General features: G+C 61.1%; 11 protein-coding genes. 9 read left to right on the top strand and 2 right to left on the bottom strand.

Features of this window, described 5'->3' with window-relative positions:
* Window positions 1–99: 99 nt before the first annotated feature.
* From EN824_RS00660 to EN824_RS00635, 6 genes are all read left to right on the top strand, one after another.
* The gene (locus tag EN824_RS00660; RefSeq protein ID WP_127275931.1) at window positions 100–1,440 is read left to right on the top strand and encodes an adenylate/guanylate cyclase domain-containing protein; all 1,341 of its coding nucleotides are present in this window, start codon (window positions 100–102) and stop codon (window positions 1,438–1,440) included.
* 157 nt (window positions 1,441–1,597) lie between these two features.
* Complete coding sequence (locus tag EN824_RS00655; RefSeq protein ID WP_127870122.1) at window positions 1,598–3,493, top strand: ABC transporter ATP-binding protein; 1,896 nt, start codon at window positions 1,598–1,600, stop codon at window positions 3,491–3,493.
* Complete coding sequence (locus tag EN824_RS00650; protein WP_135931682.1) at window positions 3,490–5,388, top strand: ABC transporter substrate-binding protein; 1,899 nt, start codon at window positions 3,490–3,492, stop codon at window positions 5,386–5,388. The genes EN824_RS00655 and EN824_RS00650 overlap by 4 nt, the downstream gene beginning before the upstream one ends.
* Before the next feature lie 2 nt (window positions 5,389–5,390).
* Complete coding sequence (locus EN824_RS00645) at window positions 5,391–6,389, top strand: ABC transporter permease (RefSeq protein ID WP_127870121.1); 999 nt, start codon at window positions 5,391–5,393, stop codon at window positions 6,387–6,389.
* On the top strand, window positions 6,386–7,567 hold the full coding sequence (locus tag EN824_RS00640) for an ABC transporter permease (RefSeq protein WP_127870120.1): 1,182 nt from the start codon (window positions 6,386–6,388) through the stop codon (window positions 7,565–7,567). Before EN824_RS00645 ends, EN824_RS00640 begins: the two co-directional genes overlap by 4 nt.
* A gap of 147 nt (window positions 7,568–7,714) precedes the next feature.
* Window positions 7,715–8,194 (top strand): class I SAM-dependent methyltransferase, encoded by a 480-nt coding sequence (locus tag EN824_RS00635; protein ID WP_135931681.1) that lies wholly within the window; start codon window positions 7,715–7,717, stop codon window positions 8,192–8,194.
* Between the two features lie 95 nt (window positions 8,195–8,289).
* Here the strand turns inward: EN824_RS00635 and EN824_RS00625 are convergent, their stop codons facing one another.
* Entirely contained in the window at window positions 8,290–9,705 is a 1,416-nt protein-coding gene (locus EN824_RS00625) for an adenylate/guanylate cyclase domain-containing protein (protein WP_135931680.1), read from the bottom strand.
* Window positions 9,706–9,900: 195 nt separating this feature from the next.
* Between EN824_RS00625 and EN824_RS00620 the strand changes: the two genes are divergently transcribed.
* From EN824_RS00620 to EN824_RS00610, 3 genes are all read left to right on the top strand, one after another.
* A complete protein-coding gene (locus EN824_RS00620) occupies window positions 9,901–10,719 on the top strand; it encodes a hypothetical protein (protein WP_135931679.1) in 819 nt (272 codons plus the stop codon).
* Between the two features lie 174 nt (window positions 10,720–10,893).
* Window positions 10,894–11,415 carry a GNAT family N-acetyltransferase gene (locus EN824_RS00615; RefSeq protein WP_127280037.1) on the top strand — a complete coding sequence of 174 codons (522 nt, stop codon included), beginning with the start codon at window positions 10,894–10,896 and terminating at the stop codon, window positions 11,413–11,415.
* Complete coding sequence (locus EN824_RS00610; protein WP_135931678.1) at window positions 11,415–12,794, top strand: hypothetical protein; 1,380 nt, start codon at window positions 11,415–11,417, stop codon at window positions 12,792–12,794. Before EN824_RS00615 ends, EN824_RS00610 begins: the two co-directional genes overlap by 1 nt.
* A gap of 16 nt (window positions 12,795–12,810) precedes the next feature.
* Here the strand turns inward: EN824_RS00610 and EN824_RS00605 are convergent, their stop codons facing one another.
* Window positions 12,811–14,580, bottom strand: a complete 1,770-nt coding sequence (locus tag EN824_RS00605) for an adenylate/guanylate cyclase domain-containing protein (RefSeq protein ID WP_127280039.1) — start codon at window positions 14,578–14,580, stop codon at window positions 12,811–12,813.
* Between the last annotated feature and the right edge of the window lie 205 nt (window positions 14,581–14,785).

Here is a 14,785-nt window from a genome sequence, read left to right as displayed (position 1 = left end):
GTGCGCCAGCAGATAGATGCAGTTATGCCTGCTCCTTCCCTGCTTCGAGGTGTGGCGGATCAAAGGAGAAGGCTCGTCTTCGACGGGTTTCGAGGTAGCATGAGCACAGCGCAAACAGAAATTTCGACCATTCTCATGGACAAGGTTGCCGATTGGCTGACCCAATCGGCTTTGGCCGGCAACGACTTGGAAACATTGGTAAAGGGGTTTTGCGAGCGGCTGGCTGCTGCCGGCCTGCCGCTGAAGCGGGTGCATTTGAGCTTTTCGATGCTTCATCCGCTTTATGACGCGCTTGGTTTCACCTGGATTCGCGGCCAAGGCATGGAGGTGGAAGGCTTCCGCAAACAGGACGGCGTTCATTCTGACAGGTTCCTAACCAGCCCATACTACCATCTGCTCAGCAACAAGCTCGACCATCTGCGGCGTCGGCTCGACCCGGCGGTCCCGTCGGAATTTCCTGTTTTCGATGAACTCAGGCTCATGGGCGTGACCGATTACATGGCTTTCGTCCATCCCTTCAACGGCAATACCAGTCAGGGCATGATCGGGTCCTGGTCCACCGACAGTGCTTCAGGTTTCAGCGACAGCATGATTTCGGCGCTGCTGCGTATCCAAAACCATCTCGCCATCGCAACCAAAATGGCGGTGCTCACCAAGTTGGCCGACAACATGATGACCACTTATCTCGGCGGCGACGCCGGGAGACGCGTGCTGGACGGCCAGATCAAACGCGGCGAGGGCGACACGATCCGGGCCGCACTGGTCATGGCCGATATGCGCGGGTCGACAAAGCTTGCCGAAACTTCCGGCCGCGAAATCTACATCGATACGCTGAACCAGTTTTTCGATGCCATTGCAGCACCTTTCAATCGCAAAGGCGGGCAGATCATGAGTTTCATCGGTGATGGCTTCATTGCCGTCTACCCTTGCGAAAGGCATCGCTCGCAGTCCGAGATCGCCTGCCAGTCTGCTCTGGCGGCAGCGCACAAGGCCACTGCGCGCATGATGGATCTCAATCTGCGAAGGAAGGAAAAAGGCTTGTCCGACATAAAATTTGGCATAGGCCTGCATGTCGGCAACGTGATGTTCGGCAATGTCGGGCTTACCGACCGGCTCACATTCTCTGTCTTCGGCTCGGCTGTAAACGAGGTCCAGCGCCTCCAGACCCTGACCAAGAAATATCCGCACCGCGTTCTCGCCAGCAAGGACTTCGCCAGCTATTGCGGCGCCAACAGCTGGCTGACGCTCGGCAGCGAGGAACTGGCCGGGATCAAGCAGAAGCTGACGGTGCTTTCACCCGATCTGTCGGGCGCTCTCGCACTCGATGAAGACGGTGCGCTGGAGCCGATTTACGACCGGAGATCGGAGGCCGAGCAGGTCATGCTGCTTCATCGCGATGCCGCACGGCTGTCGGCGGGCGACCGCAGGAAGCTCCAGTAGCCAGCCCCAATCTGATCCGAACGCCTTGGTAAGCAGTCCGGTCGCTGGTTCCGCCGCTGGCGATCGTTCGAATCCAAGTTGCTCTAGGCTGGCAATGCGGTAGTCTTGCTTCCAGGGCCTGCCGCCTGGCAGGCCCCAGGGTGGGGCTGGTGTGAGAATGAATGCAGGCGTTGATCTGCTGCGGATCGAGGATGTTGGCATCTCTTTTGCCATTATCGGGGGACCGTTGCATGCCGTCAGACGTGCAAATCTCCGCGTCCTGCCCGGCAAGGTTACCGCGCTTGTGGGCGAGTCCGGTTCCGGAAAATCGGTTCTCAGCCAGGCAGTAATGGGCATTTTGCCGAACACAGCACATGTTCGCGGCCGTATCCTGTTTTCCGATCCTGAAAAGCCCGGCACGACGCAGGATATCCTGCAGATGCCGCGTGACGGGCCCGAAATCCGGGCGTTGAGAGGCAGCCGCATCGGCAAGATCTTTCAGGAGCCTATGACATCGCTGTCGCCGCTGCACACGATCGGCAACCAGGTCAGCGAATCCCTGCAGATTCATACGCCCATGGCGCGGGCGGAGCGAAAGGCGCGGACTGAGGAAATGCTCAGCCTTGTCGGCTTTCCCAATCCCAAGCGCGCCTATGACATGTATCCGTTTGAACTTTCGGGAGGATTGCGTCAGCGCGCCATGATCGCCATGGCGCTGATCTGCCGGCCCGCTTTGTTGATCGCCGACGAGCCGACGACGGCGTTGGACGTCACCATCCAGGCACAAATCCTGCAATTGCTACGCGAGCTTCAGACCAAGCTGAACATGGCGATGCTGCTGATCACGCACGACCTCGGCGTGGTCGCCAATGTTGCCGACGAGGTGGTGGTCATTTACCATGGCGAGATCATGGAAGCGGGACCTGTCGAGGCAATATTCCGCCGGCCAAGTCACCCTTACCTGAAGGGCCTGATGGCAGCCGTTCCGCATTTCGACCTGAAGCCTGGCGAAAGGCTGAAGGCGCTGCGCGAGGTGCCGGTGAATGTCGAGAACCTGCTTGGCAAGCAGACGGCGCCGGCATCGAAGGGGCCGAGCGACATCCTGCTGTCGGTCAGGGACCTGACAAAGACCTTCACCATCCGCAAGTCTGGTTGGTTCGGCGGGGATCATCAAACCTCTGTTCGCGCCGTGGACGGCGTGAGCTTCGACATCAGGCGGGGTGAGTGCCTGGGTCTGGTCGGCGAAAGCGGCTCCGGCAAAACCACCGTCAGCAAGATCCTCATGCGGGCTGTCACGCCTAACGGCGGCTCGGTGATCTTCAATGGCCGCGATGGACCGATCGACGTCTTGGGAGGCGACAGAGACGCCCTGCGCCTGCTGCGCGCGAAAATCCAGATGATCTTTCAAGATCCGGTTTCGTCGCTTTCACCTCGCATGACGGTGGAAAACATCTTGAGCGAGCCGTTGGAAATCCATCAACGGGGCAATGCCGCGTCCCGACTAGCCACGGTCAAGAGCCTTATGCAGGCGATCGGGCTCGATCCGCGCTTCATCAAGCGTTATCCGCACAGTTTCTCCGGCGGGCAGCGTCAGCGTATCGGCATCGCGCGCGCGCTGGCGCTGGGGCCCGAACTCCTGATCTGCGACGAGCCGGTTTCGGCGCTCGATGTCTCTGTCCAGGCGCAGATCCTGAACCTCCTGAAGGACCTGCAGAAGGAACTGGGCCTGACTTACCTATTCATATCCCATAACCTGGCGGTGGTGGACTACATGGCAGATCGCATCGCGGTGATGTGCGGCGGGCGTATCGTCGAGCTTGCCCCGCGCGAAATTCTGCTTAGGAAACCGGTCCACCCCTACACGCGCTCACTGGTCGCCGCTGTACCTTTTCCCGATCTCGATAGGCCGATGGATTTCAAGACGCTGAAGCTCAGCGGCGCTTCCGACAGCAGCGCATGGGGACCGCAATTCCGCGACGAGGGCGACGAGGATGTGCTGTCGCCGCTCGATCTTGGCGGCGGCCACCTCGTGCTGGCCCGACGTTCGGCCGATGTCAGCGAGCTACGCCCTTGATCAGCCGGCGCACCGTCCTTGGACTCATGGCTTCGGCGTTTCTGCCGGGCAGGGTACGCGCAGGCGATCTGGAGCCTGAATTTCTTCAGCCGCAGCTGAAGGCCAGGGCGCTGCCGGCACTCACTGAGCGCCTGCCCAAGAGCCCGCGCGTATTGAATCTCGCCGCCATGGGCCGGCAGCCCGGCCAATATGGCGGCACGCTGCGCACGATCATCGGCAGCCAGAAAGATATCCGGATGATGACCATCTATGGGTATGCTCGCCTGGTCGGCTATGACGAAAAGCTTAACATGCAACCCGACATCCTCGAAAGTTTCGACGTAGCACATGATCGTGTCTTCACTTTCAAGATCCGGGAAGGACATAAATGGTCTGACGGCAGCCTGTTGACGCCGGAGGATTTTCGCTATTGCTGGGAAGATGTCTGGCTGAACGATGAGCTTTCGCAAGGCGGGCTTGCTCCGAGCCTGCTGGCAGATGGCAAGCCGCCACGCTTCGAGATCGTCGACCCGTTGACGGTCCGCTACAGTTGGGAGGCGCCAAATCCCGACTTCCTGCCCAAGCTCGCTGCCGCCTCGCCGCTGTCACTTGTTCTGCCGGCCGCCTATCTCAAGCAGTTTCACAAGAAATACCAAGATCCATTCCGGCTCGCCGGCCTAATGACGGAGAACCGGGCAAAGAAATGGACGCTCCTGCATATCCGCATGTCGCGGCAGTATCGCCCGGAGAACCCGGAGCTGCCGACGCTCGATCCCTGGCAGAACCGGACCAAGCCGCCGGCTGAACAGTTCATCTTCGAGCGAAACCCGTTCTTTCATAGAATAGACGAGAATGGCCGGCAGCTGCCCTATGTTGACCAGATTGTCATGAATGTCAGCTCGTCGGCGATCATTTCCGCCAAGACCGGTGCGGGTGAGAGCGACCTGCAAAGCATGGGAATTGACTTCTCCGACTACTCTTTTCTGAAGGATGCGGAGAAGCGTTACCCCGTGAAGATGCATCTCTGGAAACGCACACAGGGTTCGCGGCTGGCGCTCCTGCCCAACCTGAATTGTGCCGACCAGGTTTGGCGTAACCTTTTTCGTGACGTGCGCGTACGCCGCGCGCTTTCCCTCGCTGTGGACAGGCGCGAGATCAATTTGGCTGTATTCTACGGATTGGCGCAGGAAAGTGCCGATACGGTCCTGCCGGAGAGCCCGCTCTACCGGCCGGAATTCGCGAAGGCCTGGGTCGCCCATGATCCCGACCAGGCCAACGCCCTGCTCGACGAGGTCGGCCTTCAAACGCGCGACGATGACGGCCTGCGGGTACTTCCCGATGGGCGCCCGGCGCAGGTCATAGTGGAAACGGCCGGCGAAAGCACGCTGGAAACCGACGCGCTTGAGCTCATCACCGATCACTGGCGCCAGATCGGCATCGCCCTGTTCGTCCGAACTTCGCAGCGCGACATCTTCCGCAGCCGCGCGCTTGGCGGCGAGATCATGATGTCGATGTGGTCGGGCATAGACAATGGCGTGCCGACCCCCGACATGAATCCGTACCAGTTGGCCCCCACCATCGACGACCAGCTGCAATGGCCACTCTGGGGCGCTCACTACCTGTCCCATGGCAAGATGGGTGAGGCGCCCGATCTTCCTGAAGTGGTCGAGTTGGTGGCTTTGCTCAAGCGCTGGAACGCTTCGTCTGAGGCCGCGGAGCGCGCCGAGATCTGGAATTCGATGCTGTCGATCTACACCGATCAGGTGTTTTCGATCGGCACTGTGAACGGAACGCATCAGCCGGTTCTGGTGTCCTCACGGCTGCGCAATCTGCCTGACAAGGCGCTCTACGGCTACGACCCGACCGCCTATTTCGGTGTCTACATGCCCGATACCTTCTGGCTTGGAGAGTCCTGAGCGTGTTTCGATATATTGTCTGGCGCATCGCTGTGATGGTTCCAACGCTGCTGATCATATCGGCGCTGGTGTTCACGATCATCGAACTTCCCCCAGGCGACTATTTCGACAGCTATGTCTCCGAGCTTCGGGCTCAGGGCGAAGCGGTAGATTCCGATCGCATCAAAATGATGCGGAAGGAATATGGGTTCGACCAGCCGCCGGTCATTCGCTACTTCTACTGGGTCGGCGGGATGCTGCACGGCGATTTCGGCTATTCCTTCGAGTATGAGCTGCCGGTTCGCGACGTCGTCGGGGACCGAATGTGGCTGACCGTCCTGGTTTCCTTCGTCACGATCATCTTCACCTGGCTCATTGCCTTTCCCATCGGCATGTACTCCGCCACGCATCAATACAGTTGGGGCGACTACGGCCTTACTCTCTTCGGCCTTCTCGGCCTTGCCATTCCCAATTTCATGCTGGCGCTGATCCTGATGTATTTCGCCAATATCTGGTTCGGCACCTCCATCGGCCATCTCATGGACCCGCAATATCTCAGTGAGCCGATGAGCTGGGCCAAGGCGAAGTCGATCCTCGCCCATCTCTGGATCCCGGTCTTGATCATCGGCACCGGCGGCACGGCAAGCATGATCCGGCGGCTGCGCGCCAATCTGCTCGATGAGCTTCACAAGCAATATGTCGTGACCGCGCGCGCCAAAGGCCTTCATCCCTTCAAGGCGCTCGTCAAATATCCGCTGCGCATGGCGCTCAATTTCTTCATTTCCGACATCGGCTCCATCCTGCCGGCCATCATCTCCGGTGCCGAAATCACCGCGATCGTGCTGTCCTTGGAGACGACGGGGCCGATGCTGATCAGAGCGCTGCAAAGCCAGGACATGTATCTGGCAGGGTCTTTCCTGATGTTCCTCGCCTTCCTGACGGTGATCGGTGTCCTGATTTCCGACCTGGCGCTGGCGCTGCTTGATCCACGAATTCGTTTGCAGGGCGGCAGCACCAAATGAACAAGCAATCCCCCCTGCCCGCTCCGGGTGCCCCACTGCAGCACTACGTTTCCATCGCGCCCTTCGACCTGCAATCAGTCGAGGCGATGACGGCGGAGCAGTCGAAGGTCTTCCAGGCATCACAGTTGCGCCTGATGTGGTGGAAATTCCGACGGCACCGGCTTGCCCTTGTATCCGGCATATTTCTGGCAGCGCTCTATTTCGGGATCCTGATCTGCGAGTTCCTGGCGCCCTACAATCTGCACACGCGCAACATGGACTACATCTATTCGCCGCCGCAGCGGGTACACCTGTTCCATGACGGCCAGCTTGTCGGGCCCTTCGTCTATGGTCGCCAGATGACGCTGGATATGGACACACTCAAGCGGAACTACATCGACAACCAGGATGATGTTCAACGGATTCGTTTCTTCTGCAAGGGCGACCGTTACCGGTTCTGGGGCCTGGTCGAAGGTGACAGGCATTTTGTCTGTCCTGCCGAAAACGGCCAGCTCTTTCTGGCCGGCACCGACAGGCTGGGACGCGATGTGCTCTCGCGTATCATCTATGGCGCACGCATTTCACTCACGATCGGCCTTGTCGGCATCAGTTTCAGCTTCCTGCTCGGCATTGTCATAGGTGGACTGGCTGGCTATCACGGCGGCATCTTCGACCTGATCGTCCAACGGATAATCGAAGTTCTGCAATCGATCCCCAGCATTCCGCTATGGCTGGCTCTGGCGGCGATCATGCCGATAACCTGGAGTCCAATCCTGATCTATTTCGGCATCACCGTCATCCTCGGGCTGATCCACTGGACCGGACTGGCGCGGGCCGTGCGTTCAAAGCTTCTGGCCTTGCGCGAGGAGGATTACGTTCTGGCCGCGCAATTGATGGGCGCCAGCAGCAGCCGCATTATCCGGCGGCACCTCATCCCCGGTTTCATGTCGCATCTGATCGCAACGGCGACGATCTCCATACCCGGCATGATCCTGGGCGAGACGGCGCTGAGCTTCCTTGGGCTGGGCCTGAGGCCACCGACAACCAGCTGGGGCATCCTGCTAACCGAGGCGCGCAGCGTCAGCGTCATCGCGTTCTATCCATGGCTGCTTTTGCCGATGCTCCCCGTCATTCTCGTCATCCTGGCGTTCAACTTCCTCGGCGACGGCTTGCGGGACGCCGCAGACCCCTACAAGTGAGATCGCTATTCCGCCGCGCGCCGGGCCGCCGGCAGCCTGTTCGGTTGTTGCAGTGTCCATTGTTGACCTCTATATGCGACGAGACTCGATCGGGTTGATCGCGGGCATTATCGATCGCTTGAACTGGTTCAGGACGCACAAACGCATATGAGTCGCCTCGAGAGTTTCATCCGCAGGATGACCGCACAGCGCGACATTCTCGATCAGATCTGCGCCGAGGTAGCGAAGATTGAGGGTCCCGTGCTCGAGCTCGGCCTCGGCAATGGCCGGACATTCCACCATCTGCGCGAGCGCCTGCCCGGACGCCGGATCGTGGCGTTCGACCGCGCGCTGGCCGCCCACTCCAGCTCGATTCCCGAAGCTGAAAACCTCGTGCTCGGCGAAATACGCGAGACGGCGAGCAGGTTCATCGGCATCGACGCCGCTCTCGTTCATGCCGATATCGGCACGGGCTATGAAGATTTCGATGCAGTGACCTCTACCTGGCTTCCCGATCTGACCGCGCGCCTGCTCCGTGTCGGCGGCCTGGCGGTCAGCGGCACGCCGCTCGATCACCCGCAATTGCAGCGCCTCGCGCCGCCGCCTTCAGTGCCCGCCGATCGCTATTTTATCTGCAGGCGCGTGTGAGGGTCCGGAACAACCAAATCTTCGGGCCCGGGTCTTCAGGGGCCAGGTCTTCAGGGGCCAGGTCTTCAGGGGTCAGGTCTTCAGGGGTCAGGTAGTCAGGGGATCGTATACACCGCTACCTCTCGCTCAATGCCGCGCAGCGAGACTTCGTGGGGCACGGGCTTCAGCGCGCTCCTGCGCAACAGATCGGCGGTGAGATTGTCGTCGACCACCGAACGGGTGGCGAAGATCGCCTGTGCGTTGGCCAGATTCTGGACCCGTGAAGCAATGTTGACCGTCTGGCCAAAATAGTCCTGCCGCTCGTTCATGGACACGGCGATGCAAGGGCCGGCATGGACGCCGATCTTGAGCAGCAGGTCCTCGCGCCCGCTCTTGTCGTTGAGCGCACGCATGGCTTCGCGCATCCTGAGGGCCGCGGCAATCGCACGATCAGGCGTTGCGAAGGTCGCCATCACCGCATCACCGATCGTCTTGACCACCGCGCCGGCCTCCGCCGCGACGATCTCGTGCAGAACCTGGAAATGCGCGCGCACGAGATCGAAGGCCGCAAGGTCGCCCACCCGTTCGTAAAGGGCGGTCGAACCGCGCAGGTCGGTGAACAGGAAGGTCAGGCTGGTGATTTTCAGCCGCTGGTTGATGTCGAGCGTATCGGTGCGATAGAGATCGCGGAACGTCTGGTTGGTGAGCAGGCGCTTGGCGGTGAGGAAGGGCCGGCGTTTACCCAGGAAATCGTGCAAGGCCTGGCCGGCGATGAAAACCGTCGGCAGCACGCGCGTGTCGGTCCTGTTTTCCAGGGAAATGCGCAACGGGCCGGGTTGCATCTCCAGCGTCTGGTTCTGGACATGGTCGCGGTCGAAGACCAAAGAGAGGCTTCGGCGCTCCTTTGTTGGTTCGCCCTTCACGTCGATGAACTGCGCTGAATGGGTGACCGGCTCGAAGACGATGACGAATTCGGACGGAAGCTGTATGGGCAGAAGCGCCTTTTCACCGGGCGCAAGCTCGATATCTTCCAGCGAAAACGCTTCCAACTTTTTCGCGAAATCCTCATCCGGCACATCAACACCCGAAGCCCAGTAGATCTGGCGGAAATATTCCACCAGCGGCAGTTCGTGTGGATTGTGGGCGGCAATCCTGCGTATGCGCGGACTGACGGTGAATGTCACCTCGACCATCTCGTCGAGGGTTGGCGAATAGCCCTCGGAGCACAGCGCGCAGGTGTATTCATCTTTCTGCAGGGTTTTCAGCGTGGCGTTGGTGTCGAGCACGCCGCCGCAGCCTGGGCATAGAACATTCCAGGAAACATCGAAAATGCCCACCCGCGCCGCATGGAGAAATGCGCTTATGGTGCGCTCCTCGTCGAGGCCGTGCTTGCTGGCGAAGGCTGGCGCATTGATGCGGCAAAGTTCGCGGTCGTTGCCGTCCGCGACGGTTCGCTTGATCGCGTCGATTACCAGTGGATCGACATCGGTCGATTGCCGCAGAAGCGAAAACAGATCGTGAGCTTCATTCATCCTGCCGGCTCCAGAAAATGCGCCTCCCAGACGTGTTGATCGGACTGCCCTTGGTGCGAGTGCTGCATTTTACTTCGAAACGGACCATTCGGATAGACAAGCCTGATGATGGTTCAATTTCCATTCGGCGGATTTTCTCCGGCCGCAAGCGGCACTATGATGGTCGATAGGCGTTCATCTTTGGGGTTTTCTCCTGTGCCGACACCCGACAACCCGCCATTTCCCGCCGCCCTGCGCCTTTTCTCGGCGGGGGTCATTATCGTCCTGATCGTCGGCGCCGGCCTGTTTTTCGCGCCTGAGCTGGTCAAGCCGCGGTGGCCTTGGCCTGTCACGCCGTTCAGTGCCCGCTTCCTCGGCGGCTTCTACACCGCCGAAATGGCGGTGATGGCAGCGCTGCTGGTCTGGAATCGCTGGTCGCCCGGCAGGCTCGTTCTCGTCATGGCCTTCATCTTCACCGTCATCGTGTCGGCGGTTTCGTTGATCAATCTCGGCTATTTCAACTTCGAGCGAAAAGCGGCCTGGCTCTGGTTCCTGGTCTATCTTGCCTCGGCGGCGGTATCCGGGCTGTTCCTTTGGCGGACCAGGGCCTATCCCCCAGCAAAAGGCGTGACCCCTAACCCCGCATGGCGCGGCTACATGTTGGCGGAAGCCGCGATCCTTGGCCTCTATGGCATCGGCTTGTTGCTGTTCCCTGTCAGCAGCACCTGGCCATGGCCGGTCGATCCCTTCCACGCCCAGGTCTACAGCGCCATCTTCCTCGCCGGCGCTGGCGGCGCCTATCTCGTCTGGAAAAACGCGCCGCGCGAGGAACTGCTGGTGCTCGGCCTGGCGCAGTTTCTGGTCGGCCTGCTTGCCATCCTTGGCCTCGTCATCACCGACGCTGCGGTGCACCGGATCGACTGGAGTGCGACCAGGACATTGTGCTGGCTCGCGCTTTTCGGCTGGATCGGCATCAGCGGCGCCTTCAAACTCTACGCCGCCTCCCGGTATTTTGGCTCGCAATCGGCGTCATAGGCTGCAGAGATAGCTGGATTTTCAGGTGCCGCCCGGCGCATCGTGCCGGGCCGATTGGGTTCGAGCACTTCACCGTTTCAAGGAAACGGCGAATTGCTCTATCCTTTGTTCTGACGCAATTCCGGGCGGAAAACCGCTCACACTTTTCCTGGAATTGCTGTAGCCGGGAACGCCATGACCAGCACGACCTCGCCATCCGAGAAAATCCGGCCGCAGCTTCGAGCCGTGCGGCCAAGCGATGCGGAGGCGCTTTGCGCTATCTTCAACATGCCGGGTTTCCGCTGGGGCACGCTCAGGATGCCTTTCGAGATGGTGGAGCAGGTGGAGCGGCGCATCGCCAAGTGCGGCCAGGAAACCACCTGGATCGTTGCCGAGTTGGACGGCAGGATCGTCGGCCATGGCAACCTGGTTGTCCAGGGTTCGCCGCGCCGTTCGCATATAGGCGAGATCAATATCGGCCTTGACGATGCCTTTGTCGGCAAGGGCATCGGCTCTGCCATACTTGGCGCGCTGCTTGACGTTGCCGACAATTGGCGCGCGCTGAAGCGGGTCGAATTGACCGTCTATGCCGACAACGAGCCGGCCATCCGCCTCTACACCAGCCACGGCTTCGAGGTCGAAGGCCGGCATGTGAAGGCCGGCTTTACCGACGGGCAGTATCACGACCTTCTGAGCATGGCCCGGCTGCGGTTCTGATGACCGCCGTCTTCGCCCCAGCCCCTACGCCTCCGGTGGAAATTCTGGCTGTGCTGTCGCTGCTCTGCCCGGAAGTCGTGCGTGACATCGAGCAGAACTGGAATGCATCGGTTTCCGATTACGCCCGCCATCTGTGGCGGCCGGTAGCAAGGCCTGCATCCGGCCCGGCGATCGCTGCCCGCTCGATCCTGCGCGAAGTCCTGCATCAGCGCCTCGGTGCGATCATGCAGCCTGAGGAGATCGGCAAGATCCTCGAAGAGTTCGAGCACAGACCGGTGATTCAGTCCGGCCTGCACTGCCTGCTTCTGATGGACCGGATCACCTTCGATGCCCTCCTGCTTGCTTGGCTCGGCGCGGTCGAAAACGGGCTGTCGGCCTTCTTCGGCTTCATGGGAACGACGATGACCATGGAGACAATTGGCCGGGAGGGGCCGGGCTGGCTCGATGTCGGCGACGACAAGGTCAACCTGTTTGGCATGGGGCGCCACAAACTGTGCCGCAAAAGCGTTTGCGCGGCCGGTCCCGTCACCCTCAACAGGCGCGCCCTCGAAGCGGTGTGCGACGAAACGGATGCCAGCCGCTGGCTGGGCACATTGCTCGCCAGCCACGACAAGGTGTTTGCAACCGCCGCCGATGCGCTAACAGAACTCAACGAGGATCTGGTCGCCGGTTGGGATCGTTCCGGCATGGCCCTGCCGGTTTTGATCGATGACCGGCTCGCCGCTGCTGCCATGGCGTGGCATCTAGACCATGACGGCGGCCTTCTTTCCAGGCTGCTCTTCGAGCCCGCAAGGCGCCGGCGTCTCGAGCATGCCTTGCAAGAGGCCGCATCGAGCCCATTTGGCAGATTCCTGCCCAATGCCACCGCCTATTTCTGGGGCATCCGCGAGGAGCGCGTGCGCAAGCTCGTCCTCGAGAACGGGCAGCTGATCGAGCCTGACAGGCCGCATGGTCTTTCCATCCCGTTCGAGCGGCCGCATCTCAAGCAGGCGCTGCTGGACGGTGTGCTGCTGCCGGACTTGTTCCTGACGTTCCTCGTCCTTGCCATATTGCCGCGCGTGCGGGTCGTGGGCGGCTTGAGACAGATTGGCTATGTAGCGCTTTTCCACTCGATCCTGCTGGCTGCGCTGGATGAAAACGCGCCGGAAGAGCGCGATCTGGCCGCGGAGCTGCAGGTTCGGGAAAATGCCTGGGGCACCCGGGTCATCGATGAAAAGATCTCGGTCCGCGAGCAGCTTGCCGGCCTGCCGGAAGGGGCGCCCTTCGCGGACTTGCTCCGGCAATACCGTTCGCGGACATTTGCCGAGACCACCGACGACCTGAAACTGGTGCGCGAAAACGCCCGATGGTGCAAGATCGGCCGGGCCTCCGGCCTCTGATCGGGCCGCTACCCGGTCATTGCACCAAACCGGCCTTGCGGAGCCCGTCGACCATGAGTTCGAAATCGGCAGGGTTCTTGTAAGGCAAGACTTTGCGACGGTATTCCAGCGAAAAGTCGGGATTGACGCGAAGCATGTCCTGCCATGCCGCGCGGGCCTCCTCCAAACGGCCCAGATGGCCGTAGCTGGCGGCCAGGAGCGCGCGAGAGACGTCGGTCACAGCGTTGCGAGCCAGCCGTTGCAGCAGGAGGTCAACGGCCTCGTTGTATCGTCCCAGTTGAAACAACGCCAAAGCCTGGAAGTGCAGAAGCACATCCGCAAAGTACGGGTTCAAGGACTTTCCCCGGGCGAAACTCTCGAGGGCCTCCTCGGATTTGCCTGAATAGTACAGCGTTTCGCCGCGGCAGACGTGCGCTTCGGCGAAGTTCGGATTGAGGACCAGTGCGCGCTCGACCTCGTCGATGGCCTCATCGTGCCGTCGTGTGTACAGCTTGGCTATCGCCAGCGCCCAGTGCGCCCAGGGATCGTTGTCATCCAGCGTTACCGCCCGCGTTGCGGCCTCTTCGGCTTGCGCCATCGATTCCGGCGGCGACGCTCCCCACCTGTTCAGGTAATCGACGCCGTGCGTGAGGGCGAGGAAAGCGTGGGCAGAGGCAAAGTTCGGGTCCAGTTCGATGGCACGTTGCAAGAGATCGCGGGCTGCGACGTTCGTCTCCTTCGTCAGCCGGTGCCACAGCTCCCGGCCGCGCAGGAAACAGTCATACGCCTCGGTGTTGCGCGGGTGCTCCGGCGCCAGCCGTTGCCGGGCATCGTCGGTCAGGTTGAGCGCCAGCGCACCGACGATCTGCTGCGTCACGTCGTCCTGCACGGCGAATATGTCGGTCAGGTCGCGATCGAACCGCTCCGCCCAAAGATGGCCGCCTGAAATTGCATCGATGAGCTGCGCGGTGATCCGCACCCTGTTGCCCGACTTGCGTACGCTGCCTTCGAGCACATGCCGCACGCCGAGTTTCGCGCCCACCTCCTGCACATGGACGTTCTGGCCCTTGAAGGTGAACGACGAATTGCGTGCGATGACGAAGAGTTGCGACAGTTTTGACAGCGCCGTGATGATGTCTTCGGAGATGCCGTCGGCGAAGTAGTCCTGTTCGGCGTCACCGCTCATGTTGGCGAACGGCAGCACGGCGATCGACAGCTTCGGCGGCACGGCCGCAGCCGGTCGGCTCGTCGCGGTTTCCGGGGTCGCGGCCGCCTTGGCCCCCGCGCCGACTTGCAGCGAATAGACCCGGACCGGCTCGGCGATGTTCTTGAGCTGTGTGCTGCCGAGGTCGCTGACCGAAAGGTCGAGCCTCGCCTTGACCTGGCGATAGGCATCCTCGGACAGGCAGATAGCGCCGGGCGCCGCGACACCCTCCAGACGCGAGGCGATGTTGACGCCGTCGCCCATCAGGTCGCCGTCGCTTTCTTCGACCACATCCCCCAGATGGATGCCGATCCTGAACTCGATGCGGCGGTCCTGCGGCACGCCGGCATTGCGCTCAACCATGCCGTTCTGGATCTCAACGGCGCAGCGCACGGCATCCACCACACTGCGGAACTCAACCAGCGCCCCATCGCCGGTGCGCTTGATCACCCGCCCGTTGTGGACTGCGATGGTGGGATCGATCAGGTCGCTGCGCAGCGTCCGCAACCTCGCCAAGGTACGCTCTTCGTCCGCGCTCGCGAGCCGGCTGTATCCGACCACATCTGCAGCCAGGATTGCGGCCAGCTTGCGGTTCTCGCTCATGCGTCGGTCTCCTTATCTCCAAGATAGCAGGAAGACAGCGGGTAGAGGGAACTTTCGCAAACGACGGCCGCGCAACCGCCCGGCTCGGCAGCGCTCTGCCGCAGGAACCATCCGATCTCTCGATGGCTATTTGCGCTGCCGCTTGCCGGTTGAGAGCTATCGGTTCATCCTTGTGATTGCCCTGGCCGTGAAATGCGTGGCGAGA

The organism is Mesorhizobium sp. M8A.F.Ca.ET.181.01.1.1 (assembly GCF_004792025.1).
GTDB lineage: Bacteria > Pseudomonadota > Alphaproteobacteria > Rhizobiales > Rhizobiaceae > Mesorhizobium.
The sequence above is the reverse complement of the archived record's forward strand: the minus strand, read 5'-3'. Positions and strand labels throughout refer to the sequence as shown.